Consider the following 18954-nt stretch of genomic DNA (forward strand, 5'->3'; position numbering starts at 1 on the left):
CCCTATTTGCCGAATTGCTCAATCAATTCGGCCAGCGCGACGTGGCCTTTGCACGATCCCGTTCCCGGATCAGAGTCGCCGTCCTCCAGAGCGGTGGCGTAGAGGATCGCGGGATCGGCCTCGAGGCGAGCTCGCAGCGCCGCCAGCTTCGGCCAGCGGCTCCGCTCCGCAACCGCGTGGAAGTCGAGCCAGCGCGCGACGCCGACGAGCACGGCGTCGGCAAGGGTCGGCCGCTCCCCGAGCAGGAATTGCCGCGATTCGATCATCGCTTCGAGCTTGTCATGGCGCTCGATGACCCTTCCTATGCCAAAGGCCCGCAGGGTTGACTTCGCGGCGGGCTCCATCGCTTCGGCTTCCAATGCGGCCCACAGCGGCGCGAAGGCGGCGGTGAAACCGGTATTCACGAACGCCATGAGCTGATGCATGCGATCGGACTGCCGCGACAGCGGATCGAAGCTAATGCGCCGCTCGACGTCCCTGGCCTCTAACCAGGCCGCGATAGCCATCGTTTCCGTCAGCACCTCGCCCTGCTCGGTGATGAAGACCGGCGTCTCATGTCGCGGATTGATGCGGGCGTATGACGGGTCTCGCATCTCGCCCATCATGTCGACCCGGCACAGCCGATATGGCTTGCCCAGCCATTCGAGAGCCGCAACGAGCCCCATGGAGCTTCCCTTCGGGAAGCCGTAGAGTAGAATTGGGTCCATGATCCATTCTCCGTGATGTCTGATGATCACGCTGCGCAGCGGTGATGCGACCCTAGTCGCTCGCCGTATCAAGTAAATTACGAACTTTTTTGTAACCTGGAGGTGCCGATGAAGGATCTCGTTTCGAGATGTCCCATCGAGGAAGTGATGCTGGTTCTGAGCGGCCGCTGGCCGACGCTGCTGATCTACTATTTGAAGCAGGGAACCAAGCGCTTCAGCGATTTGCGCCGCGACAATCCGACCATCTCACACAGGATGCTCGCGCTCGAGCTTCGCAGGCTGGAAGACGCCGGCATCGTCAGCCGCACGGAATTCGGCGGATATCCGCTGCGCGTGGAGTACGATCTGACGGCCGCCGGTCACGCGCTCGTGCCGTTGATCGATGCCTTGGGAGACTGGTGGGCGTCGGTTGCGGCCACGACTGACAGAGAAGACCGTCGGGGCGAAATCGTCACCTCGGCAAGGACCCAGCGGACTTGAAGCGAAGGCCCAGGTAAGGAGACTGCCGTGACAATGCTCGTCGAGCGCTTCAACCTTCCGGCTGCCCTTTCGCCCGCGCCGAGCAAGCGCGACGCCGAAACAGTTCAGTTCGCACAGGCCGCGCTGACGTCCGCCAAGCGGGAGGGGCTGCAACTCGCGGTACGGGCGCGCTATGTCGCCCTCGTCGTCATTGGCTGCCTGCTGCTGGTGATCAACCCGGCCTGGGAGCAGCTCTACTACGTGGCGCTGCTCGGCTTGTTCGCACTGATCGGCTGGGCCCAGGTCAGGGTTGGGCGGGTCGGCGTGTCGCGTCCGGAATTGGCACTCCTGTTTTGCGACTTGGCGCTGCTGACGTGCCTCATCGTGGTTCCCAATCCGTTCGGAGCCTCGCACTGGCCGGTCGCGATGCAATACCATTTCGGCAACTTCATCTATTTCTTCGTCCTGCTCGCAGGCGCCACACTGGCCTATACCTGGCGGACCGTGATTGCGGTCGGCGTGTGGACGGGCGCGCTCTGGATCATCGGCATGGTCTGGGTCTGGTGGCAACCTGATCGCGATCCTGCGCTGACGGCCCGCATCGCCGCCGCAACAGGCAGCGATCAGCGCTTGTTTGCGATGATCTCGCCCAGCGAGATCGTGTTCCACGTTCGCGTCCAGGAAATCGTCGTATTCATGATCGTGGCCATGACCTTGGCGCTCGCGGTTCGCCGCAGCAACGACCTCCTGGTCCGGCATGCGGCGGTGGAGCGCGAGCGCGGCAACCTCGCACGCTACTTCTCGCCCAATGTCGTGGCGGAATTGTCGAAGCAGGACGAGCCGTTGAAGCAGGTGCGCACGCAACACGTCGCGGTGCTGTTCGTCGACATCGTCGGCTTCACGACCTTTGCCGATGCGCGCTCGCCGCAGGAGGTTGTGCGGACGTTGCGGGAATTCCACGGATTGATGGAGCAGGAGGTCTTCCGCCATAGCGGCACGCTCGACAAATATCTCGGGGACGGATTGATGGCGACGTTCGGCACACCCTTCGCGGGCGAGCACGACGCCAGCAACGCGCTGCGATGTGCCCAGGCAATGATCGCGGCGGCGGACGGTTGGAACGATCGGCGGGCAGCGTCAGGCGAGCCACCTCTTCATGTGAGCTTTGGCTTGCATTATGGACCGGTGGTGCTCGGCGACATCGGACAGACCTGTCTGGAATTTGCGGTGAGCGGCGCGACCGTCAACGTGGCAAGCCGTCTCGAAGCCTTGACCCGCACCTTCGATTGCGCGCTGGTGGCAAGTGACGACCTCGTCAGCCAGGCGAAGGCCGAGCTTGGCGACGCAGCCGCAACGTTTCAGTCATTGGAAGCGCGAGAGCCGCGGGCGGTCCGCGGTATTCAGCAGCCGATCTCGATTTGGACCCAGCCGCGCGGCGCGTAGAGCCGAACTCCCCCGCTGCGTCAGGACGCCAAACAAAAAGCCCGGCCGAACGGCCGGGCTTTTGATCTCTTGCGATCGACGCGAGGCGCTTACGCGGCCTCGTCGGCGACAGTGGTGTCGTCGCCATCGGTATCGTCGGCCTCACCCTCGGCATCGGCTTCGCCCTCGGCGGCTTCCGCCTTGGCGTTGCGGCGCGGGCTCTTGGCGAGCTGGGCCTCGATCTCCTTGACCGCTTCGGTCTCGGTCGAGTGCTGCACCACCGCGATCTCGCGGGACAGGCGGTCGAGCGCCGCCTCGTAGAGTTGGCGTTCGGAGTAGGACTGCTCCGGCTGCGATTCCGAGCGATAGAGGTCGCGCACGACCTCCGCGATCGCGACGATGTCGCCCGAATTGATCTTCGCTTCGTATTCCTGGGCGCGGCGCGACCACATGGTGCGCTTGACGCGGGCGCGGCCCTTGAGCGTCTCGAGCGCCTTCTTCACCAGCGTCGGCTCGGACAGCTTGCGCATGCCGACATTGGCGACCTTGGCGGTCGGCACGCGCAGCGTCATCTTGTCCTTGATGAAGTTGATGACGAACAACTCGAGCTTCGCGCCGGCGATCTCCTGCTCCTCGATGGCCAGGATCTGGCCGACGCCGTGAGCGGGATAGACGACGAATTCGTTGGCCTTGAAGCCCTGGCGCTGGGTCACGACCTTCTTTTCCTCGACCTTCGGCGCAGCAGCGGGCTTCGCGGCCGGCTTGGCAGCGACGGGAGCCTTGGCAGGAGCAGCAGCAACGGGAGCCTTCGGCGCGGCGGGCTTGGCAGCGGGAGCCTTGGCGGCAACGGGCTTGGCGGCAGCAGGCTTTGCAGTCACAGACTTGGCAGCAGGCTTGGCAGCGGTCGCTTTCGCGGCCGGTTTGGCAGTCTTGTTAGGCATTGCGCTTCTTTTGTTCTTCGAGGACTTTGCAGCCGGCGCCTTCGTCGCGGTCCGACCCTTGGATGCGCTACGGCTGGCCGCGGCGACTTTTTTGGCCTCCTTATGGGAAGCCCTCGCTGAAGTACTCTTTTTACGCGTTTTCTGTGACACAGCCTGCGCGCGGAAACTGCCACGCCCCTGTTCGACATTGGTTTCACGGGAACCCAGAGGGGCCAAGGGGGCTGACGGGGTTCGGCTTAACGTGCCCAATATAGCACATTTCCCGCAAAAATCAATGATTTAGGGGTCTTTAGGGCTGGTTTTCGGCGTCGACGCCGCTATTAGGGTTAAGTTTGAGCCTGATTTAGTCGCCGGAGCCGGGGTTCGGGGAGAAATATTTCTCGAACTTGCCTTCCATGCCGTCGAATTCCTTGGCGTCGGCGGGTGATTCTTTCTTCTGGGTGATGTTCGGCCAGCTCTTGGCGTAGTCGGCGTTGACCTGGAGCCACTTTTCCAAGCCCGGTTCCGTATCCGGCTTGATGGCGTCGGCGGGGCATTCCGGCTCGCACACGCCGCAATCGATGCACTCGTCGGGATGGATGACAAGCATGTTGTCGCCCTCGTAGAAGCAGTCGACCGGGCAGACCTCGACGCAGTCGGTGTACTTGCACTTGATGCAGTTTTCAGTGACGACGTAAGTCATCCAACGCTCCGAAAAGCTCTTTTAAAAGTCGCGGCTTGCCTAGCGCGGATGGCCGGGCGCCGCAAGGTCGGGAAGCCCGATCATGACGGCTTTGCGTGTTTGATCGACCAAGAAATGAATGCGATGCGCAATTAATTGCGCATCCCGAGCTCCTCGTAGAGCACGCGGGCCGCGGCAGCATCGCCGCGGCGCTCGCTAAAGCTTGTCACTCTCAACACGCGCACCGTGCGGTCGAGCGCGATGGTGAGCACGTCGCCGACCTTGACCGCATGCCCCGGCGAGGTCTCGCGGGTGCCGTTGATGCGGACATGGCCGGTGACGACGAGCTCGGCCGCGGAGGTGCGCGCCTTCACCACCCGCGCGTGCCACAGCCATTTGTCGAGGCGCTGCCGCTCGGTCGTGGCTTTACTCCCTTGGACGCGTTTTCTTCACGCGAACCGCTCCGCACTTCGCTTGAAAACGCTATGTCATTCCTTGCGGCCGGACAGTTGCTCTTTCAGCGCGGCGAGCTTGGCGAACGGCGAATTCGGATCGGCGGGCCGGTCGCGCTCGCGCGGATTCGCGCTTGAGGCGTAGGGGCGCAGCGACGGACCGCCCTGGCGGTCGCGGCCCTTATCGCGGTCGCGGCCACGGTTGTCGCGGCCCTTGTCGCGATCGCCGCCGAACTTGCCCTTGTCGCGATCACGCCCCTTGTTGTCGCGATCCTTGTTGTCACGATCCTTGCCCTCGAAGCGGCGCTGCTTGTCGTCGCGCCCCTCGGGACGCGGCGCGCCTTCGCCGCCACCTTCGCGCGGCTTGCGGAAGTCTCTGCCGCCGTCCTTGCGATGGCCGCCGTGACGATGGCGTTCGTTGCGCTTCTCGCCGTCGGCGGCTTCGCCGGGCGCAGCGCTCGCAGCGCCCGCCTCGCTACCCGCCTGCGCACGCTGGTTGTTGTGATGACGCTGGTGGCGGTGGCGCTCGTGGCGCGGCTTGCGATCCTCGTGACGGCCGCCGGGACGCCAGACCTCGACCAGCTCGGGCTCGGCCGGCGGAGCCGCGGCCTCAGGCGCGGCAGCGTCGGGCGATGCAGCGGCTTCCGTTGCGGCGGCCTCGGCGGCAGCCGCCTCGAGGCCGGCAGCCTCCGGAGACGCTGTGGGCTCTTCCGCCGGCGGCGCGATGCCGGGGGCGTCTTCCGGCGTGACGGGCGCCTCGGCGGAGGCTTCCGGCGTGGGCGCGGCGTCGTGAGCCTGCTCGTCCTGCGGCTCGATGCCGGGAGCATCTTCGACCGTGACGGCTTCAGCGGCAACTTCGCTGGATGCGGCCGGTGCCTCGGGCAGGCCGGCAACGGCCTCCGTTGCAGTCTCGGTCGAGGTCTCGGCGCTGCCTTCAACCGGCGGCGTCTCCGCCGCGACCGTTTCAGTCACGACCTGCTCGGCCGCGACCTGCTCGGCAACGACGGGCTTTGGCGGCAGCGGCGGACGCTTCTCCATGCGATAGCCGAGCGCGCGCAGCACCGACGCAAAATCCTCGCCGGCGGAGCCGGTGAGCGAGGTCATCGCCTGCGTCACGACGAAGCTGCGGCCGTCGAAGGCGCCGGCGGGCTTCTCGCCGGATGCGTTCTCGCGCCAGGCCAGCGCCGGGCGGATCAGATCGGCCAGACGCTCCAGAATGTCGACGCGCACGGCGCGCTCGCCGGCCTGCTTGTAGCCGAGCACGCGATAGGCATCGCGCGGCAGCGCCTTGTCGACCGGGAACGAGGTGCGCCCAGAGGAGGCCAGATGCTGCGCGCCGGACAGCGAGGACAGATCGACATTGTCCTGCTTCAGCGCCCACAGCAGCGCGGCGAGCGCGCGCGCGGCGGGCTTGAGCAGGCCGGGGAAATAGATGTGATAGGCGCCGAAGCGGACGCCGTATTTGCGCAGCACCGCGCGCGAGGACTGGTCGAGATCCTTCAGCTCGTTGGCGATCTTGGGACGCTCGAGCACGCCGAGCGCCTCGACGAGCTGAAAGGCGATGCCGCGGGCGATGCCGGTGACGTCCTCGGCCTTGGAGAGCTCGAACATCGGCCCGAGCAGCTTCTCAATATGGGTCTTGAGCCAGAGCTCGAGCCGCGCCTGCACCTTGTCGCGGGGGGCGCCGGTCAGGCGCTCGTCGGAGATGATGCGGATGCGCGGATGCAGCGCATCCTCTGCGGCAGAGAGCCGCGCCACGGCATCGCCGGTCCAGCGGATGATGCCTTCCGAGGTCAGCACGAACTGGTCGTCCGGCGCGTTGCCGAGCCGTTCGGCGCGCATGTTGATCTCGCCGGCGAGCACCGCTTGCGCTGCAGCCTGCAAGGCTTTCGCATCGGAGCCGGCTTCCGCCGCGTCCGGTGCAAAGGTGAAGCCGTCGAGGCGGCCGATGACATGGCCTTCGACGATGACTTCGCCGGTCTTGCCGATTTCAGTATTCAAGCTCGTGTTCTCCCGCAGGCGGCGCATCAATACACTGGTCCGGCGATCAACGAAACGCTCAGTCAAGCGTTCATGGAGCGCATCCGATAATTTATTTTCGACTTCCCGCGTGATTCCCTGCCAGCGCTCGGGGTCTTTCAGCCAGTCCGGGCGGTTGGCGACAAAGGTCCAGGTGCGGATCTGCGCGATCCGGGCCGACAGCGTGTCGATATCGCCGTCGATGCGGTCGGCCTGGGTGACCTGGGCTTCATACCAGGCATCGGGGATGCAGCCCTTCCGCATCAGGAAGCCGTACAGCGTCGTCACCAGCTCGGCATGGGCGGCCGGCGACAGTTTCCGGTAGTCGGGGACCTGGCAGGCCTCCCACAGCCGTTCCACAGCGATCTTGCCATGTGCGATATCGCGCACCTCGCCGTCGCGGGCGGCGTGGTCGAGCACGCGCATGTCCTCGGCGATCGGCGCGCGCGTCAGCGCCTCGTGGCCGGGCGCGAGGTTGAGCGACACCTGCAGCGCGCCGAGCGAGGAGAAATCCAGCTTCGAATTGCGCCATTGCAGCATCTTCACGGCATCGAAGGTGTGGTTCTGCAGCGCGTTGACGAGCTCGGGCTCGAACGGCGCGCAGCGCCCCGTGGTGCCGAAGGTGCCGTTGCGGGTGGCGCGGCCGGCGCGGCCGGCGATCTGCGCGAATTCGGACGGCGTCAGGCGGCGGAACTGATAGCCGTCGAACTTGCGGTCGGAGGCGAAGGCGACGTGGTCGACATCGAGATTGAGGCCCATGCCGACGGCGTCGGTGGCGACGAGATAATCGACGTCGCCGTTCTGGAACATCTCGACCTGCGCGTTGCGCGTGCGCGGCGACAGCGAGCCCAGAACGACAGCGGCGCCGCCGTGCTGGCGGCGGATCAGCTCGGCGATGGCGTAGACTTCATCGGCCGAGAACGCGACGATGGCGGTGCGGCGCGGCTGCCGCGTGATCTTGCGGTCGCCGGCGAATTCCAGCTGCGACAGCCGGGGACGCGTGATCATGGACACGCCGGGCAGAAGGCGCTCGATGATCGGGCGCATGGTGGCCGCGCCCAAGAGCAGCGTCTCGTCGCGGCCGCGGCGGTTGAGGATGCGATCGGTGAAGACGTGGCCGCGCTCGAGATCGGATGCGATCTGCACCTCGTCGACGGCGAGGAAGGAGAGATCGAGGTCGCGCGGCATGGCTTCGACCGTCGAGACCCAATAGCGCGGATTCCTGGGCTTGATCTTCTCCTCGCCGGTGACGAGCGCGACCGCCTCGCTGCCGACCCTTGCGGCGATCTTGTTGTAGACCTCGCGCGCGAGCAGGCGCAGCGGCAGGCCGATCATGCCCGAGGGATGCGCGAGCATCCGCTCGATGGCGAGATGGGTCTTGCCGGTGTTGGTCGGTCCGAGCACCGCGGTGACGCCAGCGCCAGGCACGCGATCGGACGCTGTGCGCTCGGAAGCAAAGGGGGAGGAGGAAAAAGCCATGTCTGAGGGATTAGGTAGTGGCGATTTGGGCGAATGTCAGTGCTGGATTGGGGCGGGGGCGGGGGCTTGTGCGCGAAGCGCTTGAAAGTCACCTCGCCCCGCTTGCGGGGAGAGGTCGGCGCGAAGCGCCGGGTGGGGACTCTCCGCGAGTCCATCTGTCAGCGTCCCCGCGCAGACTCCCCCTCACCTCAACCCTCTCCCCGCAAGCGGGGCGAGGGAGAAAAATCCCGCGCAACTGTCTCACTTTGCGACGCTTTTCCTGTCCGCCTTAAGCTTCGGAACGACTCTAGAACGAATCGCGGCCGAATCGCTGACTCCAGATTGAGTCCCGTTCCGTTCACGCAAGATGTCGCGCCAGGCCTGTCGGCGACGACTAGATGGAGTTTTCGCTCCTCGGACAAGTGACGTTTCGAGGGCGGAAAGCCTTAAGTTGGGGACGGCGCGGAGTCGAATCAGAATCGGGGAGGAGTCAAATGGATTCCCGGATGGAGCCTCCCCAACCCATTTTTCGCGAAAACAACCCCATGCACAGTAGGGAAGTCATTGATATTGCGAAGATTCTCTTACCCTCCCCTGGAGGGGGAGGGTCGATCGCGCGCAGCGTGAGCGGGGTGGGGTGATCTCTCCACACGAACAGCACCCGTGGGGAGAGATCACCCCACCCCGGCGCACATGTCGCTGCGCTCCCTGTGCGCCGACCCTCCCCCTCCAGGGGAGGGTAAACAAGACCGCCGCCGTGGCCGCCCTACTGCGTCTTCGCCACGCGGGGCGGCTGGGCGGTGGTGACGAAGCTGGTCGCTTCCAGCATGGCCGGCCCGAGCGGCGTCGGCACTTTCAGCCAGAACGGGACCAGGATGCGGGTGCCCGCCACCGGCGCGAAGGCGATCTCGATGTTGCGCTGGGTGGCGAGGTATTTGATCACGGGGCGGTCGGGGATGTAGCCGGCGACCGGCACGAAATAGAGCGAGCAGACCACGACCGGGCCGCGATAGCCCTTTTCCGCCTTCACGGTCTCCATGCGCTTGAAATCGAGCTTGAGGTCGTAGCGCATGCGGCCGTCGAACACGGGGGCCGAGCTGTGGCAGGCCTCGGGCGAGACCGGGTCGCCATTGCCGGGCACGCGCAGCAGCGAGGCCGTCATCGGGTCCCAGACGCCGCGGCGATGGGCGTCGGTGACGACGATGCGGTCAGGATCGACCGGCGGCTCGGGGAGGATGGAAAAATCCTTCACGTTGCCCTTGTCGAGCGTGATGCGGATCTCTTCGGTCTTCTTCTGCGTGGTGGTGGAGGCCTGGTAGCCGGTCGCAACCAGCGCGCCATTGACGATGCGGCCCTGCGCGGCGCCGGTGCCGGAGCCGCCGGTGAAGGACTTCAGCAGGCCCGTGGTGCCGCCGGCGGCGGCCGCCGAATACACGTCGTCCTGGATATCGATGTTCCATCCGCCCTTGCCGACGGGAATGCCCGACAGCGAGGCCTCATATTGCGCCTCGAGCTTGCCCTGCGCCGCCGCGGGCACCGCGCCCCACAGCACGCCCAGGCCGCAGAACGCCGCCAGCCAGCCGGCCAGGCGCGGCCGGAGGGAGCGCGATGTGGGCGCAAACAAGGGCATTATGAGCACGAAACAATCCAATCGGGCCGCGATACGCTGCTACTTAAGCCAGAAACCGCGGCAAACAATGTGTCCGGGCCTATCGAACCGGGAACTCCATCGAACTCTTCAGGCGCGAATACGCCCTTTATATGATGGTAAGGCGTGACAAACATTGCCGTTTTGGTGATGGGAGGGCCACCGCGGGCTCCGAAACCTCTCCCGCTTCCCCCTCGCCCCGCTTGCGGGGAGAGGGTCGGGGTGAGGGGGGCTCTCCGCGAGGGCGGTGAGAGCTGCGATCCGATACGGCGCCCTCCTCCGCGGAGGCTCCCCCTCACCCGGAATCCGCGCTATTCGCGCGTATTCCGGCCTCTCCCCGCACGCGGGGAGAGGCGAAAAGACCGCCCAAAACCTTGACTGCCCGCCCCTTCCCCCCTATACGTCCGCCCGCTCCCTGCAAGGACAAAAGAATTTGCCCCCGTGGCGCCCAAAATGGCGGCCGCACCCGTTGGGGGTTCGAAGCATAAGGATTTCTACCATGTCTCGCCGCTGCGAACTGACGGCCAAGGGCCCCCTCGTCGGCCACAAGGTCAGCCATTCCAACATCAAGACCAAGCGCCGCTTCCTGCCGAACCTCGTCAACGTGACGTTCATCTCGGAAGCCCTGGAGCGCAACGTGCGCCTGCGCGTCTCCACCAACGCGGTGAAGAGCGTCGACCACAATGGCGGCCTCGACGCCTTCCTGCTCAAGGCCAATGCCGACGCGCTCTCCCCGCGCGCCCTCGAGCTGAAGCGCGCCATCCAGAAGAAGGTCGGCCCGACCGCCGCGCCGGCGAAGAAGGCGAGCTGAGTTTCACGGAATTGGGCGGGGGCTAGGTTGCGTCGCGTGGCGTAGGCTTAGCCGAGTAAGAGTTTGAGTAGCGGCCGGATCGGGAGATCCGGCCGTTTTTGTTAGACGTATTGGTAGTTGCATAACAGTTGTCCGCTCGCATCACGTTCCGCTATGTTTGTGACAAACGTATGCGCTGGGGGGCGAAACGACTGACCGACCTTACACCCGAACTGCTGCAAGATATTCTCGCCGGCGATCCGGACGAATTGAACGTTCATTTGCGCCTAATCGAGCGCGACGTTGTGGTTCAAGATTGCAAAGTCAGATTGCACTGCCATTGCCTAGCAGTGGACGCTAATGGCCGAATTAAGATTGCGAGGTTGGCTGAATTTATGCGGGCAATGCTCGCAGATTACGCCATTCCCAAAAACAAGATGCAAGCGGCCCGTGCGCGCGATTCAAAATATCATTCATCCGGAGCTGTAATCCAACTCTATCACGAGGCGCTCAATCTATTCACTGATCTCGCAAAGACAGGGGAAGGCGGCGAGATGTTGCTCTATTTGTTGTCCGAGCGCTTCCTCAAGATGCCTCAAGTCTTATGCAAGATGGATCTCAAAACCGATACCTCTATGCACTATCACGGCGCTGATGGGGTATATGCTCGCGTGACCCCCGATGGAGTGATCAAACTATATTGGGGCGAGTCAAAAATTTACAGCGATGCTTCCGACGCGATAAGAGACTGCCTCAACAGCCTGTCTCCATTTTTGCTGGACCCCGACGAAGAACATGCTGGGCGTGAGCGAGACCTCCTGCTTCTAAGCGACAAAGCCGACCTCAGCGACGAGACTTTGACCAAAGCGTTTCGCCAGTATTTCGACAAGACATCGCCACTCTCGAATCGCGTTCAATATTGCGGCGTTGCATTGGTTGGATTCGACGCAGATTTCTATCCGAATGAAGACACCGCTGTTACCGCCGATGAGATCGCTTCATCCGCTAAGGCAGCTCTCACAAAATGGACTAAGCAGATCGGAAATCGAATTTCCCAAGAGAAGCTCGCAAACTTCGAGATTGAATTTCTGTGCATTCCTATGCCGTCTGCTGCCGCCTTCAGAGAAGCCTTCCTTGGAGCATTGGGCAAGAAGCAATGAAACCGGCTGAGCTACATCAATGGCTTTTATCCGACGCAATCCGAGAAGATCTAGAACTTGTAACTCGAGCTACCGTAGCTTCCGAACTGATCGGGCTGACCTCGGAATCCAACCTTTCAACCGAACTAGAACAACTGAACTGGGAGCGCCTGCTCCTAGCGGGAAGTTTACTCGCAAGATCCAACGAACGAACGCCGGTCGAAGCTGCTCTTCGAATCGCAACCGCCGCAGTAAGCTTAGCGCGTACAGATCAAGTTCACGACGCAGGCGTAATCTTACTTCAAAAGCTTTCCAACTATCGAGCCGCTGATTTAGCTCTTGAACGTCACCTTTTGAAGCCCGATCTCGTTGGACGGCTCGGCACAGCAGCTAGACTTGAGGCTTTCACAAGAGAGCTAAATAACTCCATCTTGGTGGAGCATTCGGGTGAATGGCTACGAGTCAATCCATTTCAACAGAATTTTTGGATCCACGCGCGCAACCCTGATAGTTGGGTTTCTGCTTCAGCACCCACCGCATCCGGGAAGACATTCCTAGTCCTGCAATGGCTCATCGATGAGATGAAGACCACCGCGGCAAATATGGCCGTATATCTAGCGCCAACCCGCGCATTAGTTAGCGAGATCGAGGACAATCTGAGCTTGTTGATCAAGCGCATGTCCATCGAAGATATTGAGGTTACCTCCCTCCCTCTTGCGACAAAATATTCTGATGCTGCCAAGGCCAGCAAGAAGCTAATTTGTGTATTGACCCAAGAGCGCTTGCACCTACTCGCCAATGCGCTGAACGACAATGTAAAGATCGACCTTCTTATAGCGGATGAAGCGCATAAGGTTGGTGATCGCTTGCGCGGAGTCGTGCTCCAAGACGCCATAGAGAGAGCGAACCGAGGTAACCCGAACATCAAGATTGTATTTATTAGTCCGGCCACTCAAAATCCTGAAGCGCTCCTAGAGGATGCTCCGACCTCTAAGGTGAAGCAGCCGGTTGACAGTGACGTTCCTACCGTTCTCCAAAACATTATCCTAGCAACCCAGCGCCCCGGCCGGACCACGGAGTGGTTTCTTGACCTAAGAAGACCGAATGATCGTCGTCTCCCAATCGGAGAAGTCAAACTAGAAGCCAGACCCACATCCCTCCGAAAAAAGCTAGCGCTTATCGCGTCCTCTGTCGGTTCAAAGGGCGGCACCCTCGTTTACGCAAATGGAGCAGCTGAAGCTGAAGAGATCGCTCTTTTATTAACCCAGCTGATCGATAGCTCCGCAAACGAACGCGATCCAGAATTGGCGGGACTTGCTGATTTAGCTCGGCGGGGCGTGCATGAGTCTTATCAACTCGCACCTCTCGCACGAAAAGGCGTTGCGTTTCATTACGGCAACATGCCCTCTCTGCTACGCGAAGAAATCGAGAGACTATTTCGCAAGGGAAAGCTCCGATTTCTCGTCTGCACATCCACGCTCATTGAAGGCGTTAATTTATCGTGCCGGACGATCGTCGTTCGGGGGCCTCGCAAGGGCGTCAAGCAACCAATGGAACCCCACGATTTCTGGAATTTAGCCGGAAGAGCTGGCCGGTGGGGCAACGAGTTTCAAGGCAACATAGTATGTATCGACCCGGACGATGTCGGTGCTTGGCCAAACGGCGTTCCAGAACGACGCCGGTACCCCATTGAACGAGAGACTGACAGCGTATTCCGCTCGGGCAAAGAACTGTTGGATTTTATCCAAACGCGCTGGGATCGCGAGACAAGTCAACTGAACCAATCCGCCCAGCTTGAACAGGTGTGCGCATATCTCTTGGCATTACGCCTGCGTGAGGGCACTATTTTGAACGCTCCGTTTACGAGACGTCACGACGGAGCGTTCATCTCTGCGGTTGACGCGCTACTCACGCAACTCGTGTCAAATATTTCCCTGCCCGCTCAGTTAGTAAATAGGCACTCAGCCGTAAGCGCAGTCGGCATGCAGAAGCTTCTAAACTATTTCAGGTCCTATGAGGGAAATATAGAGGACCTGTTGCCGGCACCGCCGGAAAGCAGCGATGCTTACAATCGGATGACTCGGATCATGGAGATCGTTAACGATCAACTGTATCCCGCCTTTCAGCCCCCGACCCTAATTCCTTTACATACCCTGGTCGTTCTCGAATGGCTGAAGGGCCTCTCTCTTGCTGCTATCATTAGGGCACGAATATCCTATCACCAGAGACACAAACGTCCCTTTCAGCTACCGAAGCTGATTCGAAATACGATGGAACTGATCGAGCAGACCGCTCGATTTCGAGCACCCAAGTATATAGCCGCATATATGGAGGTATTGAAGCTTCACTTGCGCGAAATTGATCGGGGCGACTTGATCTCGAACGAGATGGATGTCGGGCTCGCTCTGGAGTTTGGCGTGTCTACCGAGACGCTGGTCTCTCTGATTGAATTGGGGCTTTCGCGGATGGCCGCAGTGGAAATCCATGAAAAGATTGCTTTGGACAATCTCGATCGGGATCAAGCGAAAAAATGGATTGAAGAGCATAATGAGCAATTTGACGGAATGGATATTCCGAGAGTCATCGTATCCGAAGTGAGACGGAAGATACTTGGCATTGATCCAGATGGTGCAACCGAAGCAGTAGCCGGACAATCGTAACGACATCGAGCGGCCATGGTGACATGCCGACATTCCCCGTCGTGGGCTGCGCTACTCTAGGTCTTTCAGCCCCAAGTCCTTCCAGACTGTACGAACGATCGATATATATTTTTGAGCGGCAGCAGCCAATGCTTCCTGATCGTCCGTATATTCTTTGAGGGTTGTATCCTTTTTCAGCTCGACCAACTTGCCTCCTTTAAACATCTGGAACATGCGAAGGTGGATTGGCGAGTAGAGCGAAAAGTCACCTGGATCGGGCCGGATAAGCATTCCGTGAGCCGCAAAATTTCGCAGTTCTTGATAGCCCAAAACTTGATCGATGGTTGTCCGCAACTCTTCTGCGTACGGACTGAGGGGGCCTTCTACCTCTAAGATTGCTTTCAGCTTCTCCGCCCGTTTGCTAGCGTCCTGCGTGAAGGATAGATCCAAGCCCCGATATTGTTCGAGACTAGCAGCTTCGACGATCAGCTTTGCGGAAAACCATTCGACTTGGGCAAATGCGAGCAGCGTCGCGCCGCGAGCGTCGAATAGCTTCGTAATAAGCGCGCTTGCTTCCGGGGACAGCTCGTTCATCAGCACACTCCTAGGTTGGCGACCTCTCCCGCTGATCACGATAATGCAGGCAGAGTGGTCTAAGGAGATACATACGCACATCCCATTGCGGTCGACGAGAATATTTGGCTCTCGATAGCCCATTTCCAGCTATACTCGCCCCGGTAGCATCCCCCCGAGGCGCACCGCATGAACCCCGCGCACACCCCCGACCTCCACCCCGCCCCGAAAAACCTCGTCATCTGCTGTGACGGCACCGGCAACGAGATCTCGGAGAACATCTCCAACGTCCTGAAGCTGTATCGCTGCCTGCGCAAGACGGACAGGACGCAGCCGCGGCAGATGGTGTTTTACGATCCCGGGGTCGGCACGGTGACGGAGCCGACGACGTGGCACCGCCTGAAAGCCAATATCAATCTGGTGCTGGGGCTCGCCACCGGCTACGGGCTCGATGACAACGTGCTCTCGGCCTATTGCTTCCTGGTCGAGCATTACGCGCCGGGCGACAAGATCTATCTGTTTGGTTTTTCGCGCGGGGCCTACACGGTGCGCGTGCTGGCGGGGCTGATCCACAAGATCGGCCTGATCAGGCCGGAGCAGGCGAACCTCGCAGGCTCGGGCCTCGTCGCCTACAAGCAATATTCCGGCACCGGGCGCGGCAACGACGTCGAGGATCTCAGCGACGTCACGTTCGACGAGAGCGGGCCGTTGCCGAAGGACGAATTCGACCTCGCCGCGCAGTTCGCGCGCATCACCTCGACGCGCTGGCCGACCATCCACTTCATCGGCGTGTGGGACACGGTGGCGAGCGTGATCGTGCCGCGCCCCGACCGGCTGTTCTGGCCGAGCCTGGAGGAGCTCGCCTTCACGCTGCGCAACCCGAGCGTCAGGATTTTTCGGCAGGCGATCGCGATCGACGAGCGGCGCTGCATGTTCCGTCTCAAGAAGTACGAACAGCCGCAGGAGTTCTGGAGCAACCGCTACGTGCCTGACGAAAAGAAGGTGCCGCAGGACATCCTGCAGGTGTGGTTCGCCGGCGTGCACAGCGACGTCGGCGGCGGCTATCCGGAGGCCGAGAGCGGCGAGTCGAAATATCCGCTGCTGTGGATGCTGGATGAGGCGGAGAAGGCGGGGCTGAACTTCAACCCGGCGACCATCAAGCAGCTCGCCTGGGGCATCCAGCGCAAGAACTCGCCGTTTCAATATGTCGCGCCGGCCTACACCGGCAAGACCGGCATGCTGCACAATTCGATGACGGCGGGCTGGCGGGTGCTGGAGTACTTGCCGAAGAGCGCGAAGTACCGGGAGTGGCCGGAGCGGAAGGTGGTGTTCGGCTTCTACATCCCCGATTGCGAGCCGCGCCTGATCCCCGACGGCGCGCATGTGCACGAGAGCGTGCTGAAGCGGATGGCGGTGGAGCCGGATTATCGGCCGGTGAACATGCCGAAGGATTATATGACGGTGCCGATGCCGGTGCCGCCGCGGGTGGAGCCGGCGGGGGAGAGCGTGACGGGGTGAAGCGCGCTCACCCTCCCCTGGAGGGGTCCGGGACGAGCGTAGCTCGCCCGTGGGTCGCTACGCGTGTAGAGAAGCGGAATGCGTAGCGGGGTGGGGTGATCTTTCCACTCGGGCAGTGTTTGTGTCGAGGGACTGTCACCCCACCCCGTCTCATATTTCGCTGCGCTCAATATGAGCCGACCCTCCCCCTCCAGGGGAGGGTGGCCCGCTACCGCTACATTCTTCCGTCGCCGACACTTTTCATTAAAATTCTCCCGCGCGCCTTAGCCGGATCGCATCATCTGCGTTCCATCATGGTCTCTCGAACACGCCGCGAAACTTTTGGTTCGGCATGATCTTTCCGGAAAACCGCTTCACACTTTTCCGGATCATGCCGCGAGCGGAGCTGGAGGAGACGTGCCGCAATTCCCACGCAAATATGCCCGCGTGAAGCCGGCCGGGCTGGTGTCGCGCCAGGCCAAGATCATCACCGATGCGCGTGCGCCGGTGATCCCCTGCACGCTGATCGATTATTCGCCCGGCGGCGCCTGCGTCGATCTCGGCGGGCAGGTGAGCATCCCCGACCGCTTCGAGCTGCTACACGTCAACACCAGGAAACGCTGCCGCATCGCCTGGAAGCGCGGCACGCGGGTGGGCGTGGTGTTTTAGCGTCTTTCTTACCCTCCCCTGGAGGGGTCCGGGACGAGCGTAGCTCGCCCGTGGGTCGATCGCGCGTAGCGCGAGCGGGGTGGGGTGATCTCTCCACTCGGGCAGTGTTCGTCGCGGAGAGACCGTCACCCCACCCCGTCTCATATTTCGCTGCGCTCAATATGAGCCGACCCTCCCCCTCCAGGGGAGGGTGAAGAAAGGCTACTTCCGCATCCTGGCCTTTGCTCCCGCGACGATCTGCATGGCGACGCCGGCGATCCAGCCGGCGAAGACGAGCCAGGTCCAGCCCATGTGCGGATCGAGCCGGAGCACGATGACGACGACGGAGACGAAGGCGGTGAGCGTGGCGAACAACGTGCCGGCGGAGCTCATGAATTCGGCGGCGTCGATCTGGCTGTGGGCGTCGTCGAACGGCATCTGCGGCGTGTCGATGCCGAGATAGAAGCCGACGGCGCCGAGCAGCATCATCAGCAGCAGGAAGCCCTGCGTGGTCAACATCGGAATCGCGGCGCCGACATAGGCGCCGACGAACAGCCCGCACGCGGCGCCCGCCATCGCGAGGCCGACACGCTCGAAGATATGAGCCGTTTTGCGGACAGGATAGCGCATGGCGGGCCTCCGTGATGCATCGTGAGACGGAGGTTAGGCCAGTTTTGGAGGACGTGGAAGCTCAGGGGAGTTCCGGATATGGCGCGTGAACTCCCTCTCCCCGTTCTTGCGGGGAGAGGTGAAGAAGCTACCGCGCCCCGAACGTGGTCTTGCCGAACAGCGCCTTTTGCGTGGAGGGCTGCGAGCGCCAATATTGCGGCGGGGCTTCGACCTCGCCGCCGAGCTCGGCGGCGGCGTGCCAGGCCCAGCGCGGGTCGTAGAGCATGCCGCGGGCGAGCGCGACCATGTCGGCCTTGCCCGATGCGACGATCTCCTCGGCCTGCCGGGCTTCCGTGATCAGGCCGACGGCGATGGTGGCAAGGCCCGTCTCGCGCTTGATGGCGTCCGCGAACTGCACCTGGTAGCCGGGGCCGAGCGGAATCTTCTGCAGCGGCGAGACGCCGCCGGAGGAGGCATCGATCCAGTCGACGCCGCGCGCCTTCAAGGCTTTGGCGAAGGCGATGGTCTGCGCAAGGTCCCAGCCGCCCTCGACCCAGTCGGTCGAGGACACCCGCATGCCGACCGGCTTGTCCGCGGGGAATGCGGCGCGCACCGCGTCGAACACCTCGAGCGGAAAGCGCATGCGGTTCTCCAGGCTGCCGCCATATTCGTCGGTGCGCTTGTTGGAGATCGGCGACAGGAATTGATGCATGAGATAACCGTGCGCGCCATGGACCTCGATGGCGTCGATGCCGAGGCGCGCGGCGCGCTTCGTGCTGTCGACGAAGGCCTCGCGGATGCGCTTCAGGCCCGCGGCATCGAGCGCGAGCGGGGCGGCCTCGCCCTCCTTGTGCGGCACGGCGGACGGTCCCACCGTCTGCCAGCCGCCTTCGTTTTCCGGAATCAGCTGGCCGCCGTCCCAGGGCCGCGCGCTGCTGGCCTTGCGGCCGGCATGGGCGAGCTGCATCGCGATCGCGGTGGAGCAATGCTTGCGCACCGAGGCGAGGATCGGCGCGAGCGCGGCCTCGCAGGCATCGCTGTAGAGCCCGAGGCAGCCCGGCGTGATGCGGCCGATCGCCTCGACATGGGTCGCCTCGATGCAGAACATCGCCGCGCCCGACAGGCTGAGATTGTTGATGTGGGTGAAGTGCCAGTCGTTGGCGACGCCGTCATCGGCCGAATATTGGCACATCGGCGACACCACGATTCGGTTCTTCAAGGTCAGGCCGCGCAGCTTGATCGGGGAAAACAGGACGCTCATGCGGGGAGTTCCGGGGGATGATGGCTATGGG

General features: G+C 62.4%; 16 protein-coding genes. 7 read left to right on the top strand and 9 right to left on the bottom strand.

What is annotated here, in order from left to right; genetic code table 11:
* Positions 1–2: 2 nt before the first annotated feature.
* Entirely contained in the window at positions 3–707 is a 705-nt protein-coding gene (locus WI560_RS30320) for a glutathione S-transferase family protein (protein WP_375308947.1), read from the bottom strand.
* 108 nt (positions 708–815) lie between these two features.
* On the opposite strand from WI560_RS30320, the gene WI560_RS30325 reads away from it, so the two are divergent.
* Positions 816–1187 (top strand): winged helix-turn-helix transcriptional regulator, encoded by a 372-nt coding sequence (locus WI560_RS30325; RefSeq protein WP_375306101.1) that lies wholly within the window; start codon positions 816–818, stop codon positions 1185–1187.
* Between the two features lie 33 nt (positions 1188–1220).
* A complete protein-coding gene (locus tag WI560_RS30330; protein WP_375308948.1) occupies positions 1221–2609 on the top strand; it encodes an adenylate/guanylate cyclase domain-containing protein in 1389 nt (462 codons plus the stop codon).
* A gap of 89 nt (positions 2610–2698) precedes the next feature.
* Here the strand turns inward: WI560_RS30330 and WI560_RS30335 are convergent, their stop codons facing one another.
* From WI560_RS30335 to WI560_RS30355, 5 genes are all read right to left on the bottom strand, one after another.
* Complete coding sequence (locus WI560_RS30335; RefSeq protein ID WP_375306102.1) at positions 2699–3529, bottom strand: CarD family transcriptional regulator; 831 nt, start codon at positions 3527–3529, stop codon at positions 2699–2701.
* 343 nt (positions 3530–3872) lie between these two features.
* Positions 3873–4211 carry a ferredoxin FdxA gene (fdxA, locus tag WI560_RS30340; protein ID WP_018643465.1) on the bottom strand — a complete coding sequence of 113 codons (339 nt, stop codon included), beginning with the start codon at positions 4209–4211 and terminating at the stop codon, positions 3873–3875.
* A gap of 131 nt (positions 4212–4342) precedes the next feature.
* Positions 4343–4564 carry a S4 domain-containing protein gene (locus WI560_RS30345; protein ID WP_375306103.1) on the bottom strand — a complete coding sequence of 74 codons (222 nt, stop codon included), beginning with the start codon at positions 4562–4564 and terminating at the stop codon, positions 4343–4345.
* Positions 4565–4678: 114 nt separating this feature from the next.
* Entirely contained in the window at positions 4679–8140 is a 3462-nt protein-coding gene (locus WI560_RS30350; RefSeq protein ID WP_375306104.1) for a helicase-related protein, read from the bottom strand.
* A gap of 745 nt (positions 8141–8885) precedes the next feature.
* Positions 8886–9749, bottom strand: coding sequence for a DUF3108 domain-containing protein (locus WI560_RS30355; RefSeq protein WP_375306105.1), 864 nt, complete (start codon positions 9747–9749; stop codon positions 8886–8888).
* A 517-nt stretch (positions 9750–10266) separates the two neighbouring features.
* Here WI560_RS30355 and rpmB point away from each other — a divergent pair.
* The 3 genes from rpmB (at position 10267) to WI560_RS30370 (ending at position 14356) form a co-directional block, all read left to right on the top strand.
* Positions 10267–10578 (top strand): 50S ribosomal protein L28, encoded by a 312-nt coding sequence (gene rpmB, locus WI560_RS30360; RefSeq protein ID WP_126260955.1) that lies wholly within the window; start codon positions 10267–10269, stop codon positions 10576–10578.
* 128 nt (positions 10579–10706) lie between these two features.
* Positions 10707–11717, top strand: a complete 1011-nt coding sequence (locus WI560_RS30365; RefSeq protein ID WP_375306106.1) for a DUF1837 domain-containing protein — start codon at positions 10707–10709, stop codon at positions 11715–11717.
* Complete coding sequence (locus WI560_RS30370) at positions 11714–14356, top strand: DEAD/DEAH box helicase (protein ID WP_375306107.1); 2643 nt, start codon at positions 11714–11716, stop codon at positions 14354–14356. The genes WI560_RS30365 and WI560_RS30370 overlap by 4 nt, the downstream gene beginning before the upstream one ends.
* A gap of 51 nt (positions 14357–14407) precedes the next feature.
* Here WI560_RS30370 and WI560_RS30375 read toward each other — a convergent pair whose 3' ends face one another.
* Positions 14408–14929 (bottom strand): hypothetical protein, encoded by a 522-nt coding sequence (locus WI560_RS30375; RefSeq protein WP_375306108.1) that lies wholly within the window; start codon positions 14927–14929, stop codon positions 14408–14410.
* Positions 14930–15097: 168 nt separating this feature from the next.
* Here WI560_RS30375 and WI560_RS30380 point away from each other — a divergent pair, with 168 nt between their 5' ends.
* Both WI560_RS30380 and WI560_RS30385 read left to right on the top strand, forming a co-directional pair.
* Positions 15098–16426: a DUF2235 domain-containing protein gene (locus tag WI560_RS30380; RefSeq protein WP_375306109.1), complete on the top strand. Its 1329-nt coding sequence runs from the start codon at positions 15098–15100 to the stop codon at positions 16424–16426.
* Positions 16427–16822: 396 nt separating this feature from the next.
* On the top strand, positions 16823–17074 hold the full coding sequence (locus WI560_RS30385) for a PilZ domain-containing protein (RefSeq protein WP_375306110.1): 252 nt from the start codon (positions 16823–16825) through the stop codon (positions 17072–17074).
* Positions 17075–17275: 201 nt separating this feature from the next.
* Here WI560_RS30385 and WI560_RS30390 read toward each other — a convergent pair whose 3' ends face one another.
* Complete coding sequence (locus tag WI560_RS30390) at positions 17276–17683, bottom strand: hypothetical protein (RefSeq protein ID WP_375306111.1); 408 nt, start codon at positions 17681–17683, stop codon at positions 17276–17278.
* A gap of 127 nt (positions 17684–17810) precedes the next feature.
* Entirely contained in the window at positions 17811–18923 is a 1113-nt protein-coding gene (locus tag WI560_RS30395; protein ID WP_375306112.1) for an NADH:flavin oxidoreductase/NADH oxidase, read from the bottom strand.
* Positions 18924–18954 lie beyond the last annotated feature (31 nt).

The organism is Bradyrhizobium sp. A11 (genome assembly GCF_042077125.1).
Classification (GTDB): Bacteria; Pseudomonadota; Alphaproteobacteria; order Rhizobiales; family Xanthobacteraceae; genus Bradyrhizobium; species Bradyrhizobium japonicum_B.

What these genes read in the sequence shown, in the direction of transcription:
- WI560_RS30375 (WP_375306108.1), bottom strand. Translation starts at nt 14,929, where the DNA reads ATGAACGAGCTGTCCCCGGAAGCAAGCGCGCTTATTACGAAGCTATTC.
- WI560_RS30320 (WP_375308947.1), bottom strand. Translation starts at nt 707, where the DNA reads ATGGACCCAATTCTACTCTACGGCTTCCCGAAGGGAAGCTCCATGGGG.
- WI560_RS30330 (WP_375308948.1), top strand. Translation starts at nt 1,221, where the DNA reads ATGCTCGTCGAGCGCTTCAACCTTCCGGCTGCCCTTTCGCCCGCGCCG.
- WI560_RS30390 (WP_375306111.1), bottom strand. Translation starts at nt 17,683, where the DNA reads ATGCGCTATCCTGTCCGCAAAACGGCTCATATCTTCGAGCGTGTCGGC.
- WI560_RS30350 (WP_375306104.1), bottom strand. Translation starts at nt 8,140, where the DNA reads ATGGCTTTTTCCTCCTCCCCCTTTGCTTCCGAGCGCACAGCGTCCGAT.
- WI560_RS30335 (WP_375306102.1), bottom strand. Translation starts at nt 3,529, where the DNA reads ATGCCTAACAAGACTGCCAAACCGGCCGCGAAAGCGACCGCTGCCAAG.
- rpmB (WP_126260955.1), top strand. Translation starts at nt 10,267, where the DNA reads ATGTCTCGCCGCTGCGAACTGACGGCCAAGGGCCCCCTCGTCGGCCAC.
- fdxA (WP_018643465.1), bottom strand. Translation starts at nt 4,211, where the DNA reads ATGACTTACGTCGTCACTGAAAACTGCATCAAGTGCAAGTACACCGAC.
- WI560_RS30355 (WP_375306105.1), bottom strand. Translation starts at nt 9,749, where the DNA reads ATGCCCTTGTTTGCGCCCACATCGCGCTCCCTCCGGCCGCGCCTGGCC.
- WI560_RS30395 (WP_375306112.1), bottom strand. Translation starts at nt 18,923, where the DNA reads ATGAGCGTCCTGTTTTCCCCGATCAAGCTGCGCGGCCTGACCTTGAAG.
- WI560_RS30380 (WP_375306109.1), top strand. Translation starts at nt 15,098, where the DNA reads ATGAACCCCGCGCACACCCCCGACCTCCACCCCGCCCCGAAAAACCTC.
- WI560_RS30325 (WP_375306101.1), top strand. Translation starts at nt 816, where the DNA reads ATGAAGGATCTCGTTTCGAGATGTCCCATCGAGGAAGTGATGCTGGTT.
- WI560_RS30370 (WP_375306107.1), top strand. Translation starts at nt 11,714, where the DNA reads ATGAAACCGGCTGAGCTACATCAATGGCTTTTATCCGACGCAATCCGA.